This is a genomic window from Candidatus Competibacteraceae bacterium, assembly GCA_016699715.1.
In the GTDB taxonomy this organism is placed as follows: Bacteria; Pseudomonadota; Gammaproteobacteria; order Competibacterales; family Competibacteraceae; genus Competibacter.
In genome coordinates this window covers 2,620,899-2,644,203 of sequence record CP065007.1, presented here as the reverse complement: position 1 = coordinate 2,644,203, position 23,305 = coordinate 2,620,899, and the positions used below count along the sequence as shown (strand labels likewise).

The window sequence follows — 23,305 nt, the reverse complement described above, 5'->3', positions numbered from 1 at the left end:
ATTGAGAAGTTACACTATTTTTACTACACACTCGCCACTCCTGGAATCCGTCATGCAAGACCGTTGGTTATCCGTCGATGAGATCGCCGAATATCTGGGTGTCAGCAAGGACACGGTGTATGCCTGGGTAAGCGGCAAGGGAATGCCCGGCTATAAGGTCGGGCGGTTCTGGAAGTTCAAGAAGGAAGATGTGGACGCCTGGGTGCGAGCCGGCGGCGCCGCCAGCATCTCCGACGACGACCTCGAAGAAGTACCCAGAGATGCCTGAGGGCGAGCGTGATCGCGAGAACGGCAAGGATGCGGTGAACGAAGGCGCTCGGACCAGTTACTGGGCCGAGCGAACCGTGCCTGTCGCTCCTTCCCAACGGACGGATACGCTGACACCCGCCGCTCGCAGCGAACGGATGAGCCGGATTCATGGAAAGGACACCCAACCGGAAATGAAGGTCCGCCGCCTCGTGCATGGCTTGGGTTACCGTTATCGCCTTCATCGCGGAAATCTCCCCGGCAAGCCCGATCTGGTTTTCTCCAAGCGACGCAAGATCATTTTCGTGCATGGCTGCTTTTGGCATCGCCATCCAGATCCAAATTGCAAGTTGGCGAGGCTGCCAAAATCCCGCTTGGAGTTTTGGTGTACCAAGTTGGAGAGCAACCGATTGCGCGATCTTGAAAATCACAAGAAACTTACCGCGGATGGATGGCGAGTGTTGGTATTATGGGAATGCGAGCTGCGCGATATCGCAAAGCTTGTGGAAAAAATCAGGAGCTTTCTGGAAGATGAACAAAGCCAAGGTCATTGAACTTTTCGCGGGTGCGGGTGGCCTGGGCATGGGCGTAAGTCACGCTGGTTTTGAGACCACCGCCGTGATTGAATGGAATCGTTATTGTTGTGACACCATTCGTGAAAATCAGAGTCGTGGCACGGAGCCAGTATGCAAATGGCCCCTGGTCGAAGAAGACGTTAGGAAGGTTGATTTTCGGCCTTTTGAAGGCGGCATCGATCTGGTTTCCGGCGGACCGCCTTGCCAGCCATTCTCGCTGGGAGGAAAGCATCGTGGTCATGGCGATCACAGGGATATGTTTCCCGAAGCGGTACGCGCTGTCCGTGAAATTCGACCACGCGCTTTTCTTTTCGAAAATGTCAAGGGATTGACGCGGGCCGGATTCGCCAGCTATTTCGAGTACATTCGTCTGCAACTGACTTATCCAGAGATCATAAAGCGTTCGGGCGAAGAGTGGTCAGCTCATCTCACCCGTCTGGAACGCCATCATACCCATGGCAGTTCCCTAGACCTGCAATATCGATTGGTGACAAGAGTTTTAAATGCCGCCGATTATGGTGTTCCACAGCGTCGCGAACGGGTATTCCTTGTGGGATTTCGGTCAGATTTAGACATTGAATGGGCTTTTCCCGAGCCAACACACTCTCAAGAAGCGTTATTTTGGGAACAGAGTCATTCCAATGCCTATTGGGAACGGCATGGAACACCAAACCCCAAGATAAAAATGATGAAATCGATCCCTCGGTGGGCTGAAAAATTAAAGGAAAAGCCCATTTTGATGCCATGGCGCACTATCAGGGATGCCCTATCCGACCTGCCTGATCCAGAATTTAATCCTCTCACCGCGGCAAAATATTTGAATCATCGTTTTCAAGGAGGAGCGCGCAGTTATCCCGGCCATACGGGTAGCCCAATTGACGAACCGGCAAAGACTCTCAAGGCTGGTGTGCATGGAGTTCCCGGCGGGGAAAACATGCTACTCAAACCGGATGGAACCGTGCGCTATCTAAGCGTTCGGGAAAGCGCGCGACTCCAGATGTTTCCCGATACCTTTGCCTTTCATGGCTCCTGGACGGAAACCATGCGACAACTTGGAAACGCCGTGCCGGTTGGCTTGGCCGAATTGCTGGCCAGCCATGTCAGGAAACATCTTGAGCACTCAACATGACCGTAAAGACATCGCCGTACAATCCGCTGGACAAGATGAATCTTGGCAAGAGTGTCGCCCAAGCATGGCTGGCGCAAGCGGTGGTCGCCCTGACCGAGACCACCGAACTTCAAGGAGCCGGAGTGTATGCGATCTACTACATCGGCCCATTTCCGGCTTACGAACCCATCGTGAAGCCCCATCGAAACGACGCGTTTTGGCAGCCGATCTATGTGGGCAAAGCCATCCCGAAGGGGGGACAAAAAGGCGGCATCACCGCCGATGCGAGCAAGGGAACAGCCCTGCGAGACCGCCTCCGACAACACGCCGCATCCATCGAACAAGCCCATAATCTGGACCTGCAAGATTTTTACTATCGCTGCCTGGTGGTTGACGATATCTGGATTCCCTTGGGCGAAAACATGCTGATCGAAACCTTCAAGCCCATCTGGAACATCATGATCGACGGTTTCGGCAACAAAGACCCAGGCAATCGCCGGGCAACCCAGTACCGCTCATCCTGGGATGTCCTACATCCCGGCAGGGCCTTTGCGGAAAAGCTGGCCAGCGGCGAAACCACGCCGGCGGAAATCTCTCGCAAACTCGAATGCTACTTTGCCGGACTACCCATGCCTCCGGTTTCCACCCAGAACGACGAAGACGAAAACGAAGACGACGCTTGAAATTTTCTCGTGGCCACCTCGCGCGAAGCCGATCAAAACCAATCTCATCGACCCAACCCCTCTGAAATCCTGAAAACAGACGGCGTCTGACCCCGGCCGGTCCGAGCGACCCATTCACGGCACCTTAACCCCAAAAACCGGTTGCGAGCGTTTATGGTTATACCGAATCCCGCTCAACCCATGGAGGTCACGACCGATGAACCGAACCCCGTTGCTGTATCCGCTCGGTATTCTGCTGCTGCTCGGCGCGGCGCCGCCGGACGCGCTGGCCCGCATCAAGCTCACCACGCTGCCAGTGCGCGAGCGGGTGGAAATCCAGCTCGATCACGCGCAAATCGCCCTGGTCGAGGAAGAACGCATCGTGCCCCTGGTCAAGGGCGTCAATCAGGTGGATTTTTCCTGGGCCAACACCCGCATCGATCCCGATACCCTGGTGCTGCGCATTCTCGCCCCGGCGGGTGAGACGGTGCTGGACGCCAAGGTGCTGTCGGTCAGTTATCCCCCGAACGAAACCGCCCTGGTCTGGTCGGTGGCCGCCAGCGCCTCCGGCGCGGCCCGCATGCGGATCAGCTATGTGCTGGGCGGACTGGGCAAGGAATTTCACTACCGCGCCGTGGCCGACCGCGATGAGAAGACCCTCAATCTGGCGCAATATCTGCGGGTGAACAACAACGCCAACGAAGCCTACGACGCCGCCCAGTTCTGGGCCGGCGTCGGCGAGCGTTTCGAGAAACCGCTGGGGCTGAACGAGACCAAGGAAGTGCTGTTGGAGCGCTTCGCCGCCGTGCCGGTGCGCAAAACCTACACCTGCGACCCGGTGCAATTCGGCTATCTGGACCGCGCCCAGGACAAACTCAACGTGCCGATGCACTACGTGGTTAAGAACGCCGGCGGCCCGCTGGGCCGGGAACCGTTGCCGGACGGCAAGGCACGCATCTTCCAGGACGACGGCCAGGGTGGCAGCGCCTTCCTCGGCGAGGATCGCGGCGCGTTCACCCCACCCGACGACGAATGGGAACTCTATCTGGGCCTGGCCCGCGACATCGGCGTGCGGCGCACCGTGGATCGCAACGAGCGCCAGCGCATCGCCGGCAATCTGTATCGCCACGAGGTGACGCTGAAATACGAGATCGAGAACTTCAAGGACACGCCCGTGACCCTGGATATCGCCGAGAGCGTGCGCCAGATCCGCAACGACATTCGCGGCGACAACGGCCGCGACCCGGACTGGCAACTGGGCGACGGCACCCTGCGCCAACCCGATCCCGAAAAGAGCGACGCCGACAAGTTGCTGTTTCATGTGAATTTGCCCGCCCGCGCCGCCAACGGCCAGGCGCAAAAACAGATTCACACCCTGCGGCTGACCCTGAACAACGAGTGGTGAGCGCCATGATCGTGAACCGGATTACCCGTTTGCTCTGCCTGTTCGGATTGCTGCTGCCGCTGGCGCTGCCGGCCCGCAACGTCGATCTGGCCACCGTGCCCGAGCGGCGCACGGTGCAATTGACCATCTACAACTCCGAAGATCTGACCCTGGTGCGGGAAACGCGGGTGGTGACCTTCAAGCAGGGCGTCAACCCCTTACAGTTCTCCTGGGCCAACACCCTGATCGATCCAACCTCGGTGGATTTGCGCTTCCGCCAGCCCCGGACCGGGCTGGACGTGCTCGACACCACCTTCCCGCACGACAAACCCCAGATGCTGTACTGGAACGTGCAAAGCGATGCCAATCGCGAGGCGACCATCGAAATCAGCTATTTCACCTCCGGCATCACCTGGGCGGCGGACTATCTGGCGGTCGCCGATCCCGATGAAAAATCTCTGCGGCTGGAAAGCTTCGTGCGGGTCCGCAATCAATCCGGCGAAGATTACGAAAACGCCCAGGTGCGGTTGGTGGTGGGCACCATCAATCTGGTGGAGAAAATCGCCGAATTGGCGAAAGTACCGGTCGGTCGAGTCAACGAACTCAAGCGCGAGGACTATCGCGATCTACGCCAGAAAGCCGCCCGCAAGATGATGGCGCCACCCGCGCCGGTGATGGAAATGGCCGCCGGTGCCATGGCGTATGACTCGGCCACGCTGGAAGCGCCCAAGGAGATTATCAAGGAAGGGCTGAGCGAGTATTTCATCTATACCATCGAAGGCACGGAGACCGTGCCGAACGGCTGGGCCAAGCGCCTGCGCAGCTTCGAGGCGGACGCCGTGCCGATGACGGTCGAGTATCGCTACCGCCCCCGCGAATACGGCGACCCACTGACGCGGCTGTACCTGCTGAAAAACGACGCGGCCTCGAAACTGGGCGGCACGCCGCTGCCGGATGGCCTGATCCGGGTGTTTCGCGCCAACGGTGGCGAGGGCTTGAGTTATCTGAGCACCCAGAACCTCAAGTACGTGCCCATCGGCGACAAGATCGAACTGAATCTGGGCGTCGATCCGGCGGTGGTGTTCGAACTGGTCAAGCAGAAAGTCTATCGCGACAACTTCTGGTTGCAGGTCAAGGGCGGCAACCTCTACCGCAAGCTGGGCGAAGACGGGCTCAAGCTGGAACTGGACAGCCAGGTGGCGGGCTGGGACGAACACACGGTTTACCGGCAACGCATCCGCAACTACAGCCGCAAGCCGATCGCGGTCCAGATCCGTCGCGACTATCCGGGCGATACGGTGTTCCGTAGCCGGCTTGATCCCACCCTGCACGACTTCCAGACCGTACAATTCGAAACCACGGTTCCCGCCGGCGAAAAAGCCGAACTGGATTACGAAATCATCCTCCGGCAGGGCTACAACCAAAAACAGAACCGGGTGGAACTGCAAACCAGGGAGCCAGGACGCTGAGATAGATGGATAATCGGTGGTTACGGCTCACCGCGCCCTCACCCCGCGCTGCCACGCCCACCCAAACTCTAGCAAACTCCAAACATACAAGGGTTTGAATCATCCGGGCCTCCACAACCCGAATAGAATGGCTATATCACCGGTGACCGGAATGGGGTTTCGATCATCACGCCATGTACCATGATTGGACGAGCACACCCGCGACGACGATGAGGATGGTTTCCATAAGTTCCATGTCAACACCGCCGAGGGCTTCGGGTCGGATCTCACTGCACGCTTTTGGTCGAGCGATGCTCAAGCCACCCACGGTGGGACCCAACGCCTGGTCCTGCCTCGTGGGACTCATGGTCGCGGGCTGGCTCCTGTTCTCCCTGACCGCCTTGGCTGGGGAGGACAGGCGCGTTCTCGTGCTGTATTCCAATCATCGCCTGCTGCCGGCAAATCTCGAATTCGAAGCCGGCCTGCGTGAGACGCTCGCCAGTTCGACCGAGCTGAGCGCCGAGTTTCTCGACTATCCCCGTTTCGACGGCGAATCCTACATTCGCGCCCTGACCACGTTCCTGCGCGAGAAGTATGCTCTGCGACCGCCGACCGTGCTGGTCGCCGGGGGCGGAGAGGCGCTCGATTTCCTGCTCCGCCATCGCGCCGAGCTGTTTCCAGGCAGCCCGGTGGTCCACGCGGCCGTTACCCGGTCGTTCCTGTCATCGCTCCCATCGCTGCCGGCCGACGTGGTCGGCGTCCCGATCCAATACGATTTCCTGGGCACCATCAAGCTGGCGCTGCGCTGGCATCCGCACGCCCGACGGCTGGTGGTGGTGACGGGCGCCTCCACGCGGGATCGCGCCTGGGAGGCTGAGTTGCGCGGCGAAGTCTTGCAATTCCAGGACCGGGTAACCGTCGAGTTTCTCGCCAGCCTGCCGACCGATGCGGTGTTGCAACGACTGAGCGAGTTGGATAGCGATACCGTGGTATTTACGCCGGGCTATTTCGAGGACGGCGTCGGTCACCAGTTCTCCCCTCGCGAAGCCGCCCGGCTCATGGCCGACACCGCCGCCGCGCCGGTGTACGGCCCATTCAACACCTTCATGGGTACGGGCATCGTCGGTGGCCTCATGCCGAATTTCGCGGCCATGGGGCGACAGGCGGGACACATCGTGAACGATCTGCTCAATGGCGCCGCGCTCCGCCTGCCCACGATCATGCCAAACACCTTGAATGTCGACTGGCGACAGATCCACCGCTGGGGCATCGACGCCAACGCGATTCCGGGCGATTCCATCGTGTGGTTCAAGACGCCGACGTTCCTGGAGGCGCACCGAACCGCAGCGATTCTTGCCGCCGCCGTGTTCGTGCTCCAGGCCGGACTGATTATCGGGTTGCTGATCGAGCGTCGCCGCCGCCGCCGGGCCGAGTTGGTCACGCAACGGCAACGCTTCGAACTCGCCCATGCGGCGCGGTTGGCAGTCGCCGGGGAATTGACCGGCGCCATCGCCCACGAGATCAACCAGCCGCTCGGCGCCATCCTGAGCAACGCCGACACCGCCGACCTCCTGCTCGAATCCGGTACGGATCGACGCGACGAGATACGCGAGATTCTCGCCGACATCCGCCGCGACGATCTGCGCGCCAGCGAAGTGATCGGCCGGCTGCGGGCACTGCTCGCCAAGCAGGTGCTCGAACGGCAACCCTTTGATCTGAACGAAGCCGTGACCGATATCGAGTTCATATTGCGGGCCGAAGCGCGGCGGCGACGAGTGATTCTCGACCTTCGGCCGGCGACCACCGCCGCCCCGCTGATCGGCGACCGGATCCAGATCCAGCAGGTGCTCCTCAATCTGGTGCTCAACGCCATGGACGCGGTGGCTGATGAGTCCGCGGACCGGCGCATGGTCGTCGTGTCCGTCGCGCACGGGGTCGGCGGTATCGTCCTCACGGTGCGTGATCGCGGTCACGGCATCGCCTCCGAGCACCTGCCGCTGATCTTCGATTCCTTTTTCAGCACGAAGCGCCAGGGCATGGGGCTGGGGTTATCGATTGTCCGCACTCTCGTCGAGGCTCACGAGGGCCGCGTCTGGGCCGAGTCCGGTCCCGGCGACGGGGCAGTGTTCCAGGTCGAATGGCCAACGGCGGGCGCGACGCTTCTTCCATCGCCGAGGCCGGCATGAGCACCACCCCGCTGATCCATGTCGTCGATGACGACGAGTCGCTGCGCACCGCGCTGCTGCGGCTGCTCGGCGCGGCCGGCTTCGAAGTGCGTGGCTATGCATCGACGGGCGATTTTCTCCTGCACCCGCTGCCTGACCGTCCCGGTTGTCTGCTGCTCGATCTGCGCCTACCCGGCCCATCCGGCCTCGAACTGCAAGCGGCTCTGCCACGGCACGGGGTTAGGCTGCCGGTCATCTTTCTCACCGGCCATGCAGATGTGGCCGCCAGCGTGCGGGCAATGAAAGCCGGCGCGGTGGACTTTCTGACGAAGCCAGTCGAGCGCGATGCTCTGTTTGAGGCGCTCCAATGCGCGCTCACACGCGACACGGCCCAGCGCGCGGCCCGTGCGGAAGCGAAGCGACTGCGCGCGACCTTTGCCGCGCTGACCCCCCGCGAGCGCCAGGTCTTCGATGGCCTCGTCGCCGGCTGGCTCAACAAGCAGATCGCCGACGATCTGGGGATCTCGGAACGCACCGTCAAGGCCCAGCGCGCGCAACTCATGGCGAAACTGGGCGTCGGCTCGGCGGCTGAACTCGGCCAACTGGCTGAGCGGTTGCGATACCTGTCTGACTGATCCCGGCTGCGTTCACACCTGCGTTTGCCCCTTCGGGCAACCCCTTTGTTCTTTCGGGTAAGCCTTTTGCCCCTTTGTCCAATTGTCTCGTTGCCGTGCAGGCTGGATGATAAGCAATCTGACTATTCCGGTCGGTAATTCAGTTAACGTGCCAATCGAGAGAAACATGATGGTGATTACCGATCATCATGTACTGATGACGACTTTCAACCAGGAGAAACGACTCCATCCAAGGCGCTTGACAGTCTTGTGTCTTCAACCGGCGGGCCGCCTGTTCCCGGCGGGTTTTGTGGAGATCCGCAATAGTGGTTGCCGACCAGAAAATACTGGTAGTCGAGGATGACGACAGCCTGCAACCGGCGATCGAACGCCTGCTGAACGCCGCCGGCTGGCGGACCGTAGCCTACGCCTCGGCGGAGGCGCTGCTGGCGAACCCCACCCCTGAGGATGTGGCGTGCGTAATCTGCGACCTGAAATTGCCGGCGATGTCCGGCTTCGACCTGCTGGCCGAATGGCGTGCACCCGGCGGGAGGCCGCCCCTGATCCTGATCACGGCGCATGACGCGCCGGGCATGGATAAGGAGGCAATGCGGCGCGGCGCGGCGGCCTATCTGGCTAAACCGTTTCGCGGCACCGCGCTGCTGGAGGTCATCAACGCGGTGACCGAAGGTCGCCGGCCCCCGTCGGTGCTCGCGGCGGAGCGGAGACCGGGACCGTGATCACCAATGGCGAGTTCTGGATAACCAGCTTCAATCCCCCAGCCATCCAACCCACCCTGAGAAGAGGTATCACCATGCCAATCAAGAAAGCATCGTGCTCCAAATCGTCTTTCATCGCGGGGCTAAAAATCACCTGCTCCGTCATCGCCTTGACGACCTGTCTGGCCGCCGCCGGCGCCCAGGCCGCCGACACGGGCGCACGCAACCACGCCAAAGGTCAATACGATACCGTTACCGCCACCTATATGGTGATCGAGGGCGACGAGCTGCTCGCGATCAGCGAGCGTTTCGAGATCCCTGTCGAAGCACTGAAGGCACAGAACAAGCTGACCTCGGACGATATTAAGGTGGGTCAGAAGCTGGCCGTGGCCACCAGCACGGACAGCCCCGCCAGCACGAGCGGTGGGAAACCCAACATCCTGTTTATCGTATCGGACGACACCGGCTACGGCGATCTTGGACCCTACGGCGGCGGTGAAGGACGCGGCATGCCCACGCCCAACATCGACAAGATGGCCGATGAGGGGATGACGTTCTTCTCGTTCTATGCGCAGCCGAGCTGCACACCCGGACGGGCCGCCATGCAGACCGGGCGCATCCCCAACCGCAGCGGTATGACGACAGTGGCCTTCCAGGGCCAGGGTGGCGGACTGCCCGCGGCCGAGTGGACACTCGGCTCCGTGCTCAAGAAAGCGGGTTACCAGACCTACTTCACCGGCAAGTGGCACCTGGGCGAGGCGGACTATGCGCTGCCCAACGCGCAGGGCTACGACGAAATGAAATACGTCGGGCTATATCACCTCAATGCCTATACCTACGGCGACCCGACCTGGTTCCCGGACATGGATCCCAAGTTGCGGGCGATGTTCCAGAAGGTGACGATCGGCTCGCTGTCGGGTAAGGCCGGCGAGAAGGCCAAGGAAGACTTCAAGATCAACGGCCAGTACGTCAACGAGCCTGGTAAGTCGGTCACGCTGCACGGCGTGACCTATCCTGACGGCGTGGTCGGCATCCCGTACTTCGACAGCTACGTCGAGAAGGCCGCGATCGAGTTTCTCGAAGAGGCGGCCAAGGACAAGAGCAAGCCGTTCTTCATCAATGTCAACTTCATGAAGGTGCACCAGCCGAACCTGCCGGCGCCCGAGTTTGAACACAAGTCGCTGTCGAAGTCCAAGTACGCCGACTCGGTCGTCGAACTCGACACCCGCATCGGCCACATCATGGCCAAGCTAAAGGAACTCGGCCTGGACGATAGCACGCTGGTCTTCTACACCACCGACAACGGCGCCTGGCAGGACGTCTACCCCGACGCCGGCTACACCCCATTTCGCGGCACCAAGGGCACGGTGCGCGAGGGCGGCAACCGCGTTCCGGCGATCGCCATCTGGCCGGGCAAGATCAAGCCGGGGGTGCGCAACCACGACATCGTCGGCGGTCTCGACCTAATGGCGACCTTCGCTTCGGTCGGTGGCGTGAAGCTGCCGGAGAAGGATCGCGAGGGACAGCCCATCTACTTCGACAGCTTCGACATCTCGCCGGTGCTGTTCGGCACGGGCAAGGATCCGCGCACCTCGTGGTTCTACTTCACCGAGAACGAGCTGACCCCGGGCGCGGCGCGCGTGGGTAACTACAAGGCCGTGTTCAACCTGCGCGGCGACGACGGGCAGGCCACCGGCGCTCTCGCGGTGGACAGCAACCTCGGCTGGAAGGGCGCGGAGAAGTACGTGGCCGCGGTGCCGCAGGTCTTCGATCTGTGGGCCGACCCGCAGGAACGCTACGACCTGTTCATGAACAACTTCACCGAGCGCACCTGGACGCTGGTCACGATCAGCGCGGCGATCAAGGATCTGATGAAGACCTACGTGCAGTACCCACCGCGCAAGCCCCAGAGCGAGGCCTACACCGGGCCGATCACCCTCTCGGGCTACGAGAGGTTCAAGTACGTGCGGGACTCGCTTGAAAAGGACGGCATCAGCATTCCGCTGCCAACCGGTAACTGAGTTAATCGTTGCGGGGCGCCGCCTTGCGACGGCGCCCCGTCGGATTCACCTTCGAGCAGATGGGACATGACACCCTACACAGGAAGCACACCACTCATGAAACTGATCCGCACCCTCATCGCCATGTTGGCTGTGGTCATCACCGGCGTTGCCACCGCCGCCAGCGACCAGACTCCGCTTCCCTCGTGGAATGACGGCCAAGCCAAGCAGTCAATTATTACTTTCGTCGAAAGTGTGACCAAAGAAGGTTCGCCAAGCTTCGTTCCCGTGTCCGAACGCATCGCCACCTTCGACAACGACGGCACGCTGTGGGTCGAGCACCCGATGTACACCCAGCTCGCCTTTGCCCTGGACCGGATCAAAGAGCTGGCGCCCCAGCACCCGGAGTGGAAGCACAAACAGCCCTTCAAGGCCGTGCTCGACAATAACCTCAAGGCATTGGGCGCCGCGGGCGAGAAAGAGTTGCTGGAACTGATCATGGTGAGCCATGCCGGCATCAGCACCGCCGAGTTCGAAACCATCGTGAAGGACTGGTTCGCCAAGGCGCGCCATCCTCGCTTCAAGCGACCCTACACCGAATTGACCTACCTGCCGATGGTGGAACTGCTCGAATACCTGCGCGCCAATGGCTTCAAGACCTACATCGTCTCCGGTGGTGGCATCGAGTTCATGCGGCCGATGACCGAAGCGGTGTACGGGATTCCGCCCGAGCAGGTGATCGGCTCAAGCATCAAAACCCAATACGAGGTCAAAGACGGCAAGCCCGTGCTGATGCGACTACCGAAGATTGATTTTATCGATGACAAGACCGGCAAGCCCGTCGGCATTAATACGTTCATCGGCCGGCGGCCCGTTGTAGCGTTCGGCAATTCCGCCGGTGACCGCGAGATGCTCGAATGGACCGGTGCCGGTAGCGGTGCGCGGCTGATGGGGTTGGTACACCATGACGACGCTAAGCGCGAGTATGCCTATGGCCCGGCCAACGGGTTGCCGGACACCCATTTCGGCACGTTCCCCGAGTCACTAATGAAAGAAGCCAAGGAGAAGGGGTGGCTCGTCATCAGCATGAAGGATGATTGGAAGCGCCTATTCACGTTCGAGCCGTAGGCCCGGACACACTTGCTTAGCGCAGCATCAGCACCAGCTCCTCCTGGCCGCGCAGCAGATTGAGCAACAACCCATCGCGATCGATCATGAGTTGCCTCAATTCGGCGGTGTTGGAGATGGGGCGGCGATTGACGCCGATGATAATATCGTTTCTGCGCAGACCGGCGCGGGCGGCGGGACTACCGGAATCGACGCCCGCGATCAGCACGCCCTGTACCTTCCCGGCCAGCGGCGAATTCGGCCCGATATCCTCGAAGGTAGCTCCGGCCAACCGTGGATGGAGCACCTCGCCTTCCGCCTTGGCCGGCACGTACTCACCTACCTTGGCATTGAGGGTGAGCGGCTTGCCATCTCGCAGGATTTCCAGCCGCGCCGCCTCGCCCACTTCCAGCAGGCCGATGGCGTTGCGCAGACCGCCGCCGTCGCGAATCGATCGCTCGTTGACCCGCAGCACCACGTCACCCTCTTTCAGCCCGGCCTTGGCGGCGGCGGAACGGGGGCTAACCTGGGCGATGATCGCGCCCTGACTGGCGGACAAATTGAACGCCCGCGCCAAGTCCGGCGTGAGATCCTGCACCGACACCCCCAACTGACCGCGCCGCACCGAACCATGCTCGACGATTTGCTCCATGAGCCGCGCCACCATGTTGGCCGGAATGGCGAAACCGATGCCGACATTGCCGCCGCCGGGCGCGATGATGGCGGTGTTGACGCCGACCAGTTCGCCGCGCAGATTGACCAGCGCGCCCCCCGAGTTGCCGGGGTTGATGGAGGCGTCGGTCTGGATGAAGTCCTCATAACCCTGAATGCCCAGACCGGTGCGGCCCAGAGCGCTGACGATGCCCGAAGTCACGGTCTGGCCCAGCCCGAACGGATTGCCGATGGCCACCACGAAGTCGCCGACCCGCAGCCGGTCGGAATCGGCCAGCGGCAGCGCGGTGAGATTGCGGGCGGGAACCTGAATCACCGCCACGTCGCTTTCCGAATCGGAGCCGATCACCTTGGCTTCGAGCTGGCGGCCGTCGCGCAGGGTGACGGTGATGGTATCGGCCCCATCGACCACATGGTGGTTGGTGATGACGTAACCACGACGGGCATCCACCACCACACCGGAACCGACGCTCTGCGCCCGGCGCGCGCGCGGCTGGTCGGGGATATTGAAGAATCGGCGGAAAAATGGATCGTCCAGCAACGGATTGCGGTGCAGTTGCACCCGGCTTTCGGTGGCGATGTTGACCACCGCCGGAGTGGCCCGTTCCAGCATCGGCGCCAGGGTCGGCAGCGGCTGGCCCTCCACCAGGGCGGGCAGGGCCGCTTGAACCGGCGGCGGAACGGCGACGGCGAGACCCAGCACCAGCAGGACCACTGGCAAGAAATGGCATTGGCTGTTCATGCGACAAAAACTCTCTATCTTGAACGGCATCGGGCAATTTAAAGCCAGGGAGCGACCGTCGGCGGGTGGCCGGTACCCACCTTACAAGGTCACCGTCCCCAATGAGCGCGCGGGTCGAACGGAAGTTCCCGCTCCATGCGCCGGAAGCATTCGCGCGCTTCCTCGGTATCGGCCGGCGGGTTGACGATACGCAGCACCGCCAGTTGATCGCCGGGCGGCTGACCGGGCAGACCGCGGCCGCGCAGCCGCAACTTCTGGCCGTTGTGGGCGTTGGCCGCAATGTTCAACGTTACCGGACCACCCAGCGTCGGCACTTCGACCTTGCAGCCCAGCGCCGCTTCCCAGGGCGCCAGCGGCAGTTCCAGCGTAATGTCGCGCCCCTTGACCTGGTATAGCGGATGCGGCCTGATTGTCACTTTCAGATAGAGATCGCCACCGGGTCCACCACCGCCCTGGCCCGCCAGCCGGATCTTCTGGCCGGTGCTCACTCCGGCGGGAATCTTGACGTTCAAGGTGCGAGTTTGGGTGCTGACCCGACCGCTGGCGTCCATCTCCGGCGTCTGCAACTGCAAGGCGCGCTGGCCACCGTGATAAGCCTCTTCCAGACTGATGTCCAGCGCCACGGTTCGATCTTGGCCACCGGACTGGAAACCGCGTCCGCCACCGTGAGACCCGCGCGCGCCACCGAAGCCGCCGAGCCCCCCCAAGTTGCCGAACATCGACTCGAAAAAGTCGCTGAAATCGCCGCCGAAGCCACCGCCGGTGGATGTCCGTCCACCCTGCCAGCCGGGCGGCGGCCGGAACTCCTGACCGGCCCGCCAGTTGTTGCCGAGCTGGTCGTAGGCGGCGCGCTTTTGGGCGTCGCGCAGCACTTCGTAGGCCTCGGCGACCTCCTTGAAACGGTCCTCGGCGTTGGTTTCCTTGCTGACGTCCGGATGATACTTGCGCGCCAGCCGGCGGTAGGCTTTTCGGATATCCTCTTCCGAGGCATTGCGGGTCACGCCGAGGATTTGGTAGTAATCCTTATATTTCATGCCGGCTCCGGGCGGTTTGGGCACAAGCGACCGGCGGGAGCGACCCCGCCGGGCATCGGGTTCAGCCTTCGACCTTCACGGTCCGCGACACGGTATGGGTCAGCTTGGGAATACCGATTTCCAGCACGCCGTGCGTGCTGCGGGCGGCGATCCGGGCCAAATCGGCGGTGTCGGGCAGGCTGAAACGGCGGTAGAAACTGCCGCAGGGCCGTTCGACCCGGCTGTAGCCGGCGCGGGTTTCGCGGGTTTCGCCCGGACGGTTGCCACGGAGAGTCAGAATGCCGTTTTCGGCGATAATCTCGATATCCTTCGGGTCCACGCCGGGGATATCGGCGCGCACCACATAGCGCTCCTTTTCTTCCTTGATGTCCACCGCCGGAATCCAGTCGCAGGTGGCGATACTGGATTGGTCGTTGCCGGCGTTGTAGGGTTCGAACAGCCGGTCCAGTTCATTGCGCAGGTGGTGCATATGCCGCCAGGGTTCGAAACGGGTCGGGTTCATGGCAGGAAGCCTCGCATGAGTCAGTGGTCGATGTTTGTAAGGTGAGGCCGGTCCGCCGGATTTCAAGCGGTTCCGACCGGATTTTCTTCGAAGCCGAAAAGGGTATCCGTCATGAACGAACGTGAGTTTCTGCCGCTGGCGATTGCGGTGCTGACCGTGTCCGATAGCCGCACCTTGGCGGACGACGCGTCCGGTCAAACCCTGGCGGAGCGGCTGAGCGCCGCCGGTCACCGGCTGGCCGACCGGACGCTCGTGCCCGACGATATCTACCGTATCCGGGCGGTGGTGTCGGGCTGGATCGCCGATCCGGCGGTGCAAGTGGTGCTGATCACCGGCGGCACCGGCATGACCGGTCGCGACAGCACGCCCGAAGCGATTCGGCCGCTGCTGGACAAGGAGATCGACGGTTTCGGCGAATTGTTCCGCATGCTGTCCTGGGAAGAGATTGGAACTTCCACCCTGCAATCGCGGGCGCTGGGCGGGCTGGCCAACGCCACTTTCATGTTCTGCCTGCCCGGTTCGACCGGGGCCTGCCGCACCGGTTGGGACCGCATCCTGCAAGCACAGTTGGACGCCCGCACCCGGCCCTGCAATCTGGTCGAGCTGTTGCCGCGCCTGCGGGAAGGACAGGAGGGCGGCGGTCGTGCGGCCGCGTAAACTCCGGCTCGGCATCGCCCTGGGCAGCGGCTCGGCTCGCGGCTGGGCACACATCGGCGTCCTGCGGGCGCTGGAACAGGCCGGCATCGTCCCGGACGTGGTGGCGGGCACCTCGATCGGCGCGCTGGTCGGCGCGGCCTACGCCAGCGACCGGCTGGACCGGCTGGAAGAGTGGGTCGCGCGGATCGACTGGTGGGAAATCATCCGCTACATGGACATGCGCCTCGGTGGAGTGGAAGGCGAACGATTGATGCGCGCCTTCGGCGAGCGGATTGGAGACGCGCGAATCGAGAGCCTGTCCAAACCGTTCGGCACGGTGGCCACCGATCTGCAAACCGGCCGCGAAGTGTGGTTTCAAAGGGGTTCGCTGCTGGAGGCGGTGCGCGCCTCCATCGCCCTGCCGGGACTGTTCAGCCCGGTGCGGTTTCAGGACCGCTGGCTGGTGGACGGCGGGCTGGTGGACCCGCTACCGGTGTCGTTGTGCCGGGCACTGGGCGCGGAACAGGTGATCGCGGTGAATTTGAACGGCGACATCATCGGCCGGCATTTGGGCGGACGATCATCGCGCCTGTTCAGATCCAGCCCCCTGCTGGGGCGGCTGAGCACCGGCTGGCAGACCGTGTTGGGGAATCTGCACGACCGGCTGTCGCCGCCGCAGGAGTCGCCGAGGCCGGAAGAGGATGAGCCGCCGAGCCTGTTCGACGTGATGGCCGGCTCGATCAACATCATGCAGGATCGCATCACCCGGGCGCGGATGGCCGGCGACCCGCCGGACGTGGTGCTGGCGCCGCGCCTGGCGCATCTGGGGCTGATGGATTTCGACCGCGCCAGCGAGGGCATCGCCGCCGGCATGGACTGCGTGCGGCTGCACCTGCCGCTGCTGCGCGATGCCTTGAACCTGATGGAAAAGTCGGAGTGACGGGCTGCGGTTTCGCCTACAATCCGCCCTCTTTCGCGCAACCCTGTTGAAATCTCCATGCCGATCCTTCGCTATATCCTGACCATCGCCTGCCCCGACCGGGTGGGGATCGTGGCCGCCGTGTCCGGCGTGCTGGCGGCCCATCGCGGCAACATCGTGGAATCCAGCCAGTTCAGCGACACCGAATCCGGCCGGTTTTTCATGCGACTGGTGTTTGATCTGGACGAAGCGACCGAACCGGCGCTGCTGGCGCATTTCACCCCGCTGGCCCGGCAGTTCGAAATGGACTGGCGCCTGTATGACCGGCGCCGGCCGCCACGGGTAATGGTGCTGGTATCCAGGGCCGAGCATTGCCTGAATGATCTCTTGTACCGGCACCGCACCGGGGCGTTGCCGATGGAGATCACCGCCATCGTTTCCAATCATCGCGAACTGGCGCATCTGGCCGACTGGCACGCGATTCCCTATCACCATCTGCCGGTGACGGCGGCGACCAAGCCGGAGCAGGAGCAACAGATTCTGGATCTGGTCGAGCAGACCCGAACCGAACTGGTGGTGCTCGCTCGCTACATGCAAATCCTGTCGCCGGAACTGTGCCAGGCGCTGGCCGGGCGGGCGATCAACATCCACCATTCCTTTCTGCCCGGCTTCAAGGGCGCCAAACCCTACCATCAAGCCTACAATCGCGGGGTGAAGCTGATCGGGGCCACCGCCCACTACGTCACCGCCAACCTGGACGAAGGGCCGATCATCGAGCAGGAAGTGGAGCGCGTGGACCACGCGCACAGTCCGGAACACCTGGCGGCGGTCGGCCGCGACATCGAGAACATCGTGCTGGCCCGGGCGCTTCATTATTACCTGGAACGGCGGGTGTTCCTGAACGGCGGCAAGACCGTGGTGCTGCGCTAGGGGCGGCGGGATGGCCATCGATCCTCCCTACCTGGCCGCGTTCCTGATCGGTCTGAGCGGCGGCGCGCACTGCTTCGGCATGTGCGGCGGCATCGTCGGGGCGCTGACCCTGGGCCTGCCACCGGCGCCGGGGCATCCGCTGCGCGCCCGTCTGCCGTATCTGCTGGCCTACAACGGCGGGCGCATCATCAGTTACATGGTTGCCGGCGCGCTGGCCGGCGGCGTGGGTGCCTGGGCCACGCATCTGCTACCGGTCCATCGTGCCCAGCTGGGGCTGCAACTGCTGGCCGGGCTGTTCATGATTTTGCTGGGCTTGTATCTGGCCGGTTGGCAAACGGTGCTGGGGCGGCTGGAACGGGCCGGCGGCATACTGTGGCGGCGGATCGAGCCGCTGGGCCGACGCTGGCTGCCGGTACGCACGCCGGCGCAAGCGTTGGGCATCGGCCTGGTATGGGGTTGGCTGCCCTGTGGCCTGGTCTACAGCGTCTTGGTGTGGGCAATCGGCGCGGGTGGAGCGCTGGAAGGCGCACTGCTGTTGCTGAGCTTCGGCCTGGGCACCCTGCCGGCGCTGCTGGCGATGGGCACGGCCGCGGCGGCGCTGGCGGAATTCGTGCGGCGACCGGCGGTGCGCCGTTTGACGGGAACGCTGGTCATGCTGTTTGGGGTTTATGAAATCGTGCTGGCGGCACGGATGCTGTCGGGCTGACACCGGTTGGGCGATACCCCCGACATTTTTTGTCCAGGTCATCCCGCGCCACGTCGTGATTCGCCACGCGGCAAGAGCGAACATCGCTCTACAAACCCGGCTGAATTCTGATAGTCTTCCACCTTTAAAGCCGCGCCCGCCCTGCCCAGCACCCGTTCCATGACTCCGACTCCTCGCACCCGCGTCAAGATCTGCGGCATCACCCGTCCCGGGGACGGCATGACGGCGGCCGCGTTGGGCGCGGACGCCATCGGCCTGGTCTTCCATCCGCCCAGCCCCCGCTACGTGAGCGCGGACGCGGCACGGCGGATCGTCGCGGCCCTGCCGCCCTTCGTCACCACGGTCGGCCTGTTCATGAACGCCGAACCGGCGGCGGTGCGCGCCGTCCTATCCAACGTTCCCTTGCACCTGCTGCAATTCCACGGTGACGAGGAAGCGACCTACTGCGCGGCGTTTGGCCTGCCCTATCTCAAGGCCGTGCCGATGAGCGCCGACGCCGATATACGGGACTACGAGCAGCGTTTCGCCGACGCGGCCGGATTGTTGCTGGACAGCCACGGCGGCGACAAAATGGGCGGCTCCGGCCAAGGCTTCGACTGGGCGAGAATTCCCACCGAACGCCGCAAGCCCCTGATTCTGGCCGGCGGCCTGCATCCCGGCAACGTCGCCGCCGCGATCCGCCAGGTCCGACCCCAGGCGGTGGACGTCAGCAGCGGCGTGGAAACCGCCAAGGGCATCAAGGGCGCCGGACTAATGCATGCATTTTTTCGAGGTGTGAACGATTGTGAAAGCCGCACTGCATAACCCGGTCGATTTCAGCCAGTTTCCCGACGCCAGCGGTCATTTCGGTCGCTACGGTGGCCGGTTCGTGGCCGAAACGCTGATGGAAGCCCTGCACGAACTGAACGATGCCTGGCGGGACTGCCGCGGCGACCCTGAATTCCTGGCGGAACTGGACGCCGATCTGGCCCATTACGTCGGTCGCCCCAGCCCGCTCTACCACGCCGAACGCTGGAGCCGACAACTGGGTGGCGCGCAAATCTACCTCAAGCGCGAGGATCTCAATCACACCGGCGCGCACAAGATCAACAACACCGTTGGCCAGGCGCTGCTGGCCAAGCGCATGGGCAAGACCCGGCTGATCGCCGAAACCGGCGCCGGCCAGCACGGCGTGGCTTCCGCCACCGTGGCCGCCCGGCTGGGGATGGAATGCGTGGTCTACATGGGCGCGGAAGACATCCAGCGCCAGGCGCTGAACGTCTACCGCATGCGGCTGCTGGGCGCCACCGTGCATCCGGTGACCTCCGGCTCGCGCACCCTGAAAGATGCGCTCAACGAGGCCCTGCGCGACTGGGTCGCCAATGTGGACGACACGTTTTACATGATCGGCACGGTGGCCGGGCCGCACCCCTACCCGCTGATGGTGCGCGAGTTCCAGGCGGTGATCGGCCGCGAAGCGCGTGAGCAGATGCTGACCGAACACAACGCGCTGCCGGATGTCCTGGTGGCCTGCGTGGGCGGCGGCTCCAACGCCATCGGCCTGTTCCATCCGTTTCTGAACGACAGCGAGGTGGCAATCTACGGGGTCGAGGCCGCCGGCTCCGGCATTGACACCGGTCGCCACGCCGCCACGCTATGCGCCGGTCAGTCCGGTGTGCTGCACGGCAACCGCACCTATCTGCTGAGCGACGAGTACGGCCAGATCACCGAAACCCACTCGGTTTCCGCCGGGCTGGACTACCCCGGTGTCGGCCCGGAGCACGCCTGGCTCAAGGATATCGGCCGGGTTCAGTACGTCGCCGTCACCGACGGCGAGGCGCTACAGGGCTTCCACGATCTGACCCGCACCGAGGGCATCATCCCGGCGCTGGAAAGCAGCCACGCCCTGGCCTACGTCACGACACTGGCCCCGACCATGCGCCCCGACCAAAGTATCGTGGTCAACCTGTCCGGCCGCGGCGACAAGGACATCCATACCGTCGCCACGCTGGAAGGCATCCAACTGTAAGAGTCTTAAATCTTATGAACCGGATTACCCACCGTTTCCAGGAATTGCGCCGCGCCGGGCGCAAGGCCCTGATTCCGTACATCACCGCCGGCGACCCGCGCCCGGAACTGACCGTACCGATGCTGCACGCCCTGGTCGCGGCCGGTGCCGACATCATCGAGCTGGGCGTGCCGTTTTCCGACCCGATGGCCGACGGCCCGGTTATTCAGAAAGCCTGCGAGCGGGCGCTGGCCCAGGGCATGACCCTGCGGCGGGTGCTGGAACTGGTGCGCGAATTCCGCCAGACCGACGCGCAAACCCCGCTGGTCCTGATGGGCTATCTCAATCCCATCGAGCGCATGGGCCACGGAGAATTCGTCGCCGCCGCCCGCGACGCCGGAGTGGACGGCGTGCTGACCGTGGATCTGCCGCCGGAAGAAGCGGTTGAACCGATCGAACTAATGAACGCCGCCGGCATTGCTCCGATCTTCCTGGTGGCCCCGACCAGTTCCGTCGAGCGCATCCGCCACACCGCCCAACTGGCGCGGGGCTATCTCTACTACGTCTCGCTCAAGGGCGTGACCGGCTCGGCCGCGCTCAATGTCGCCGAAGTGGCCGACAAGCTGGCGGCAATCCGCGCCTGCACCGATCTGCCGTTGGGCGTCGGCTTTGGCATCAAGGACCCAGCGACCGCCGCCGCCGTCGCCCAGGTCGCCGACGCCGTGGTGGTGGGCAGCGCGCTGGTCGCCAGAATGCATGAACTGGCTGACGACCCCGAACGGATGCGCCGGGAAGTCGCCGCGCAGATCGCCGCCATGCGCCAGGCCATGGATCAGGCCTGCCTGTCCGCCGCCCTCGCCGACTGAGCGCCCCACCGCGCCCCCGTTCACCTCCACCGCGGCCCGCCCGGCATCTTGGCCACCGGCCGCCGGAGGGTCCTCCCAAACCCGGAACCCGTGGCATGAGCTGGTACGAAAAACTCGTTCCCTCCCGCATCCGCACCGACGGCCGCAACAAACACCAGATTCCCGAAGGCTTGTGGAGCAAGTGCGAGGAATGCGGAGCGGTGCTGTATCGCGTCGAACTGGAGCGCAACCTGCAAGTTTGTCCCAAGTGCGGCCATCACATGTACCTCGGCGCCCGTAACCGCCTGCACGGCTTTCTGGATGAAACCGAACCGAGTGAAATCGGCGACGATATCGAACCGACCGATTTCCTCAAGTTCAAGGACAGCAAGAAATACAAGGACCGCTTGGCCCAGGCGCAGAAAACCTGCGAGGAGAAGGATGCTCTGATCGCCATGCGCGGCCTGCTCAAGGGCATGCCCGTGGTTGCCGCCGCTTTCGAATTCGAGTTCATGGCCGGCTCGATGGGTTCGGTGGTCGGTGAGCGTTTCGTCCGCGCCGCCCGGATCGCCCTGCGGGAACACATCCCCTTCATCTGCTTTTCCGCCAGCGGCGGCGCACGGATGCAGGAGGCCCTGGTCTCGCTGATGCAAATGGCCAAAACCAGCGCCGTGCTCGCCCGGCTGGCCGAGCACGGTGTCCCCTACATCTCCGTGCTGACACATCCGACCACTGGCGGCGTCTCCGCCAGCCTGGCGCTGCTGGGCGACATCAACATCGCCGAACCCAAGGCCCTGATCGGTTTCGCCGGCCCACGGGTGATCGAACAGACCGTGCGGGAAAAATTGCCGCCCGGCTTTCAGCGCAGCGAGTTCCTGCTGGAACACGGCGCCATCGATCTGATCCTCGACCGCCGCGAACTGCGCGACCGGCTGGCCACTCTGCTGGCGATGCTGACCGGCCGCAACATCCTGGCGGCTTAGGCGCGCGCATCGAGATCCTCTGATGCCCGACCCGCGGTTTGCGACCCTGGATGACTGGCTGCGCTGGCAGGAAACCCTGCACCCCCGAACCATCGAATTGGGTTTGGAACGGGTGCGGGCCGTGTTGCGCCGGCTGCAACCGGAACCGCCGCCCCACATCGTGATCACGGTCGGCGGCACCAACGGCAAGGGTTCCTGCGTCGCCCTGCTGGAGTCGGTCCTGCGGGCCGCCGGTTACCGGGTCGGCGCCTACACCTCGCCGCATCTATTGCGCTACAACGAGCGTATCCGCATCAACGGCGCGGAAGCGAGCGACGACGCGCTCTGCCGGATTTTTGCCCGCATCGACGCGGCTCGCGGCGACGTTTCCCTGACCTACTTCGAATTCGGCACCCTGGCGGCGCTGGAGCTGTTCCACGAAGCCGGCGTCGAGGTCGCGCTACTGGAAGTCGGCCTCGGTGGACGGCTGGACGCGGTCAACGTCATCGACGCCGACGCCGCGCTGGTGGTCAGCATCGGCCTCGATCATACCGACTGGCTGGGACCGGATCGCGACAGCATCGGCTACGAAAAAGCCGGCATCTACCGCGCCGGTCGGCCAGCCATCTGCGCCGATCCCGATCCGCCGCGCCGGCTGGTCGAGCACGCCCGCGACATCGGCGCAACTTTCCTGCAAGCTGGTCGCGACTACGGCTTGGCCCGCACCGGCCAGACCTGGCGCTGGTGGGCGGACGACCTGTGCTTCGACGAGCTGCCACCACCGGGGCTGGCCGGCTCGCACCAGACCGGCAACGCCGCCGCCGTGCTCATGACCCTGGCCAGCCTGCGCGATCGACTGCCGGTTTCCGCCGCCGCTATTCGTGGCGGATTGGCGCGAGCTGAACTGCCCGGCCGCTTGCAAAGCATCTCCGGCCCGGTTGAGTGGATTCTCGATGTTGCCCATAATCCACATGGCGCCGCCGTCCTGGCCGCCAACCTGTTGGAACGACCCTGCGCCGGGCAAACCCGGGCCATCATCGGCCTGCTGGCCGATAAGGACGCAAACGGCATCGTTCGGGCACTGAGCGGCCTGATCGACGGCTGGCATCCGGTCATGCTGACCGGGCCGCGAGGCGGCTCCGGCGACGAACTGGCGCGGGTACTGCGCGATGTCGACGCGCCAGCGCCCACCGACATCGCCAGCGCCTGCCGAGCCGCCCGGACCGCCGCTCGGCCCGGTGACCGCATCGTGGTGCTGGGTTCGTTCCAAACCGTTGCGCCCGTGCTGGCCGACCAGCCGTGGCTATCCGATTCTCCCCCGCCACAATCACGGGAGGCTTGA

At 63.6% G+C, this 23,305-nt stretch carries 23 protein-coding genes; 20 read left to right on the top strand and 3 right to left on the bottom strand.

Features of this window, described 5'->3' with window-relative positions; all coding sequences use genetic code 11:
* Window positions 1-52 precede the first annotated feature (52 nt).
* The 11 genes from IPM89_11860 to IPM89_11810 all read left to right on the top strand — a co-directional run bounded on the left by IPM89_11860 (window position 53) and on the right by IPM89_11810 (window position 12,049).
* Window positions 53-268, top strand: a complete 216-nt coding sequence (locus tag IPM89_11860) for a helix-turn-helix domain-containing protein (protein QQS53564.1) — start codon at window positions 53-55, stop codon at window positions 266-268.
* Complete coding sequence (gene vsr / locus IPM89_11855) at window positions 261-800, top strand: DNA mismatch endonuclease Vsr (GenBank protein QQS53563.1); 540 nt, start codon at window positions 261-263, stop codon at window positions 798-800. Before IPM89_11860 ends, vsr begins: the two co-directional genes overlap by 8 nt.
* On the top strand, window positions 778-1,950 hold the full coding sequence (locus IPM89_11850) for a DNA cytosine methyltransferase (protein ID QQS53562.1): 1,173 nt from the start codon (window positions 778-780) through the stop codon (window positions 1,948-1,950). Before vsr ends, IPM89_11850 begins: the two co-directional genes overlap by 23 nt.
* Window positions 1,947-2,612, top strand: coding sequence for an Eco29kI family restriction endonuclease (locus IPM89_11845; GenBank protein ID QQS53561.1), 666 nt, complete (start codon window positions 1,947-1,949; stop codon window positions 2,610-2,612). The genes IPM89_11850 and IPM89_11845 overlap by 4 nt, the downstream gene beginning before the upstream one ends.
* 196 nt (window positions 2,613-2,808) lie before the next feature.
* The gene (locus IPM89_11840; protein ID QQS53560.1) at window positions 2,809-3,996 is read left to right on the top strand and encodes a hypothetical protein; all 1,188 of its coding nucleotides are present in this window, start codon (window positions 2,809-2,811) and stop codon (window positions 3,994-3,996) included.
* 5 nt (window positions 3,997-4,001) lie between these two features.
* Window positions 4,002-5,444, top strand: a complete 1,443-nt coding sequence (locus IPM89_11835; protein QQS53559.1) for a DUF4139 domain-containing protein — start codon at window positions 4,002-4,004, stop codon at window positions 5,442-5,444.
* Window positions 5,445-5,734: 290 nt separating this feature from the next.
* Window positions 5,735-7,609 carry a histidine kinase gene (locus IPM89_11830; GenBank protein QQS53558.1) on the top strand — a complete coding sequence of 625 codons (1,875 nt, stop codon included), beginning with the start codon at window positions 5,735-5,737 and terminating at the stop codon, window positions 7,607-7,609.
* On the top strand, window positions 7,606-8,223 hold the full coding sequence (locus tag IPM89_11825; GenBank protein QQS53557.1) for a response regulator transcription factor: 618 nt from the start codon (window positions 7,606-7,608) through the stop codon (window positions 8,221-8,223). The genes IPM89_11830 and IPM89_11825 overlap by 4 nt, the downstream gene beginning before the upstream one ends.
* Window positions 8,224-8,510: 287 nt before the next feature.
* A complete protein-coding gene (locus IPM89_11820; protein QQS53556.1) occupies window positions 8,511-8,942 on the top strand; it encodes a response regulator in 432 nt (143 codons plus the stop codon).
* A gap of 245 nt (window positions 8,943-9,187) precedes the next feature.
* Window positions 9,188-10,942 (top strand): sulfatase-like hydrolase/transferase, encoded by a 1,755-nt coding sequence (locus tag IPM89_11815; GenBank protein ID QQS55896.1) that lies wholly within the window; start codon window positions 9,188-9,190, stop codon window positions 10,940-10,942.
* Between the two features lie 96 nt (window positions 10,943-11,038).
* Entirely contained in the window at window positions 11,039-12,049 is a 1,011-nt protein-coding gene (locus tag IPM89_11810) for a haloacid dehalogenase-like hydrolase (protein QQS53555.1), read from the top strand.
* A 16-nt stretch (window positions 12,050-12,065) separates the two neighbouring features.
* Here the strand turns inward: IPM89_11810 and IPM89_11805 are convergent, their stop codons facing one another.
* From IPM89_11805 to IPM89_11795, 3 genes are all read right to left on the bottom strand, one after another.
* Window positions 12,066-13,442, bottom strand: a complete 1,377-nt coding sequence (locus tag IPM89_11805; GenBank protein ID QQS53554.1) for a DegQ family serine endoprotease — start codon at window positions 13,440-13,442, stop codon at window positions 12,066-12,068.
* A gap of 89 nt (window positions 13,443-13,531) precedes the next feature.
* Complete coding sequence (locus IPM89_11800) at window positions 13,532-14,476, bottom strand: DnaJ domain-containing protein (GenBank protein QQS53553.1); 945 nt, start codon at window positions 14,474-14,476, stop codon at window positions 13,532-13,534.
* Between the two features lie 61 nt (window positions 14,477-14,537).
* Complete coding sequence (locus tag IPM89_11795; GenBank protein ID QQS53552.1) at window positions 14,538-14,978, bottom strand: Hsp20/alpha crystallin family protein; 441 nt, start codon at window positions 14,976-14,978, stop codon at window positions 14,538-14,540.
* A gap of 111 nt (window positions 14,979-15,089) precedes the next feature.
* Between IPM89_11795 and moaB the strand changes: the two genes are divergently transcribed.
* From moaB to folC, 9 genes are all read left to right on the top strand, one after another.
* Window positions 15,090-15,635, top strand: a complete 546-nt coding sequence (moaB, locus tag IPM89_11790) for a molybdenum cofactor biosynthesis protein B (protein QQS53551.1) — start codon at window positions 15,090-15,092, stop codon at window positions 15,633-15,635.
* Window positions 15,622-16,554 (top strand): patatin-like phospholipase RssA, encoded by a 933-nt coding sequence (gene rssA, locus IPM89_11785; GenBank protein ID QQS53550.1) that lies wholly within the window; start codon window positions 15,622-15,624, stop codon window positions 16,552-16,554. Before moaB ends, rssA begins: the two co-directional genes overlap by 14 nt.
* 57 nt (window positions 16,555-16,611) lie before the next feature.
* The gene (gene purU / locus IPM89_11780) at window positions 16,612-17,463 is read left to right on the top strand and encodes a formyltetrahydrofolate deformylase (protein QQS53549.1); all 852 of its coding nucleotides are present in this window, start codon (window positions 16,612-16,614) and stop codon (window positions 17,461-17,463) included.
* A gap of 10 nt (window positions 17,464-17,473) precedes the next feature.
* Window positions 17,474-18,169, top strand: a complete 696-nt coding sequence (locus IPM89_11775) for a sulfite exporter TauE/SafE family protein (GenBank protein ID QQS53548.1) — start codon at window positions 17,474-17,476, stop codon at window positions 18,167-18,169.
* 159 nt (window positions 18,170-18,328) lie between these two features.
* Complete coding sequence (locus IPM89_11770; protein ID QQS53547.1) at window positions 18,329-18,973, top strand: phosphoribosylanthranilate isomerase; 645 nt, start codon at window positions 18,329-18,331, stop codon at window positions 18,971-18,973.
* Window positions 18,951-20,177 carry a tryptophan synthase subunit beta gene (gene trpB, locus IPM89_11765; GenBank protein QQS55895.1) on the top strand — a complete coding sequence of 409 codons (1,227 nt, stop codon included), beginning with the start codon at window positions 18,951-18,953 and terminating at the stop codon, window positions 20,175-20,177. Before IPM89_11770 ends, trpB begins: the two co-directional genes overlap by 23 nt.
* A 14-nt stretch (window positions 20,178-20,191) precedes the next feature.
* Entirely contained in the window at window positions 20,192-21,022 is an 831-nt protein-coding gene (locus tag IPM89_11760; GenBank protein ID QQS53546.1) for a tryptophan synthase subunit alpha, read from the top strand.
* Between the two features lie 95 nt (window positions 21,023-21,117).
* Window positions 21,118-21,984, top strand: a complete 867-nt coding sequence (locus IPM89_11755; GenBank protein QQS53545.1) for an acetyl-CoA carboxylase carboxyltransferase subunit beta — start codon at window positions 21,118-21,120, stop codon at window positions 21,982-21,984.
* 22 nt (window positions 21,985-22,006) lie between these two features.
* The gene (folC, locus tag IPM89_11750) at window positions 22,007-23,305 is read left to right on the top strand and encodes a bifunctional tetrahydrofolate synthase/dihydrofolate synthase (protein QQS53544.1); all 1,299 of its coding nucleotides are present in this window, start codon (window positions 22,007-22,009) and stop codon (window positions 23,303-23,305) included.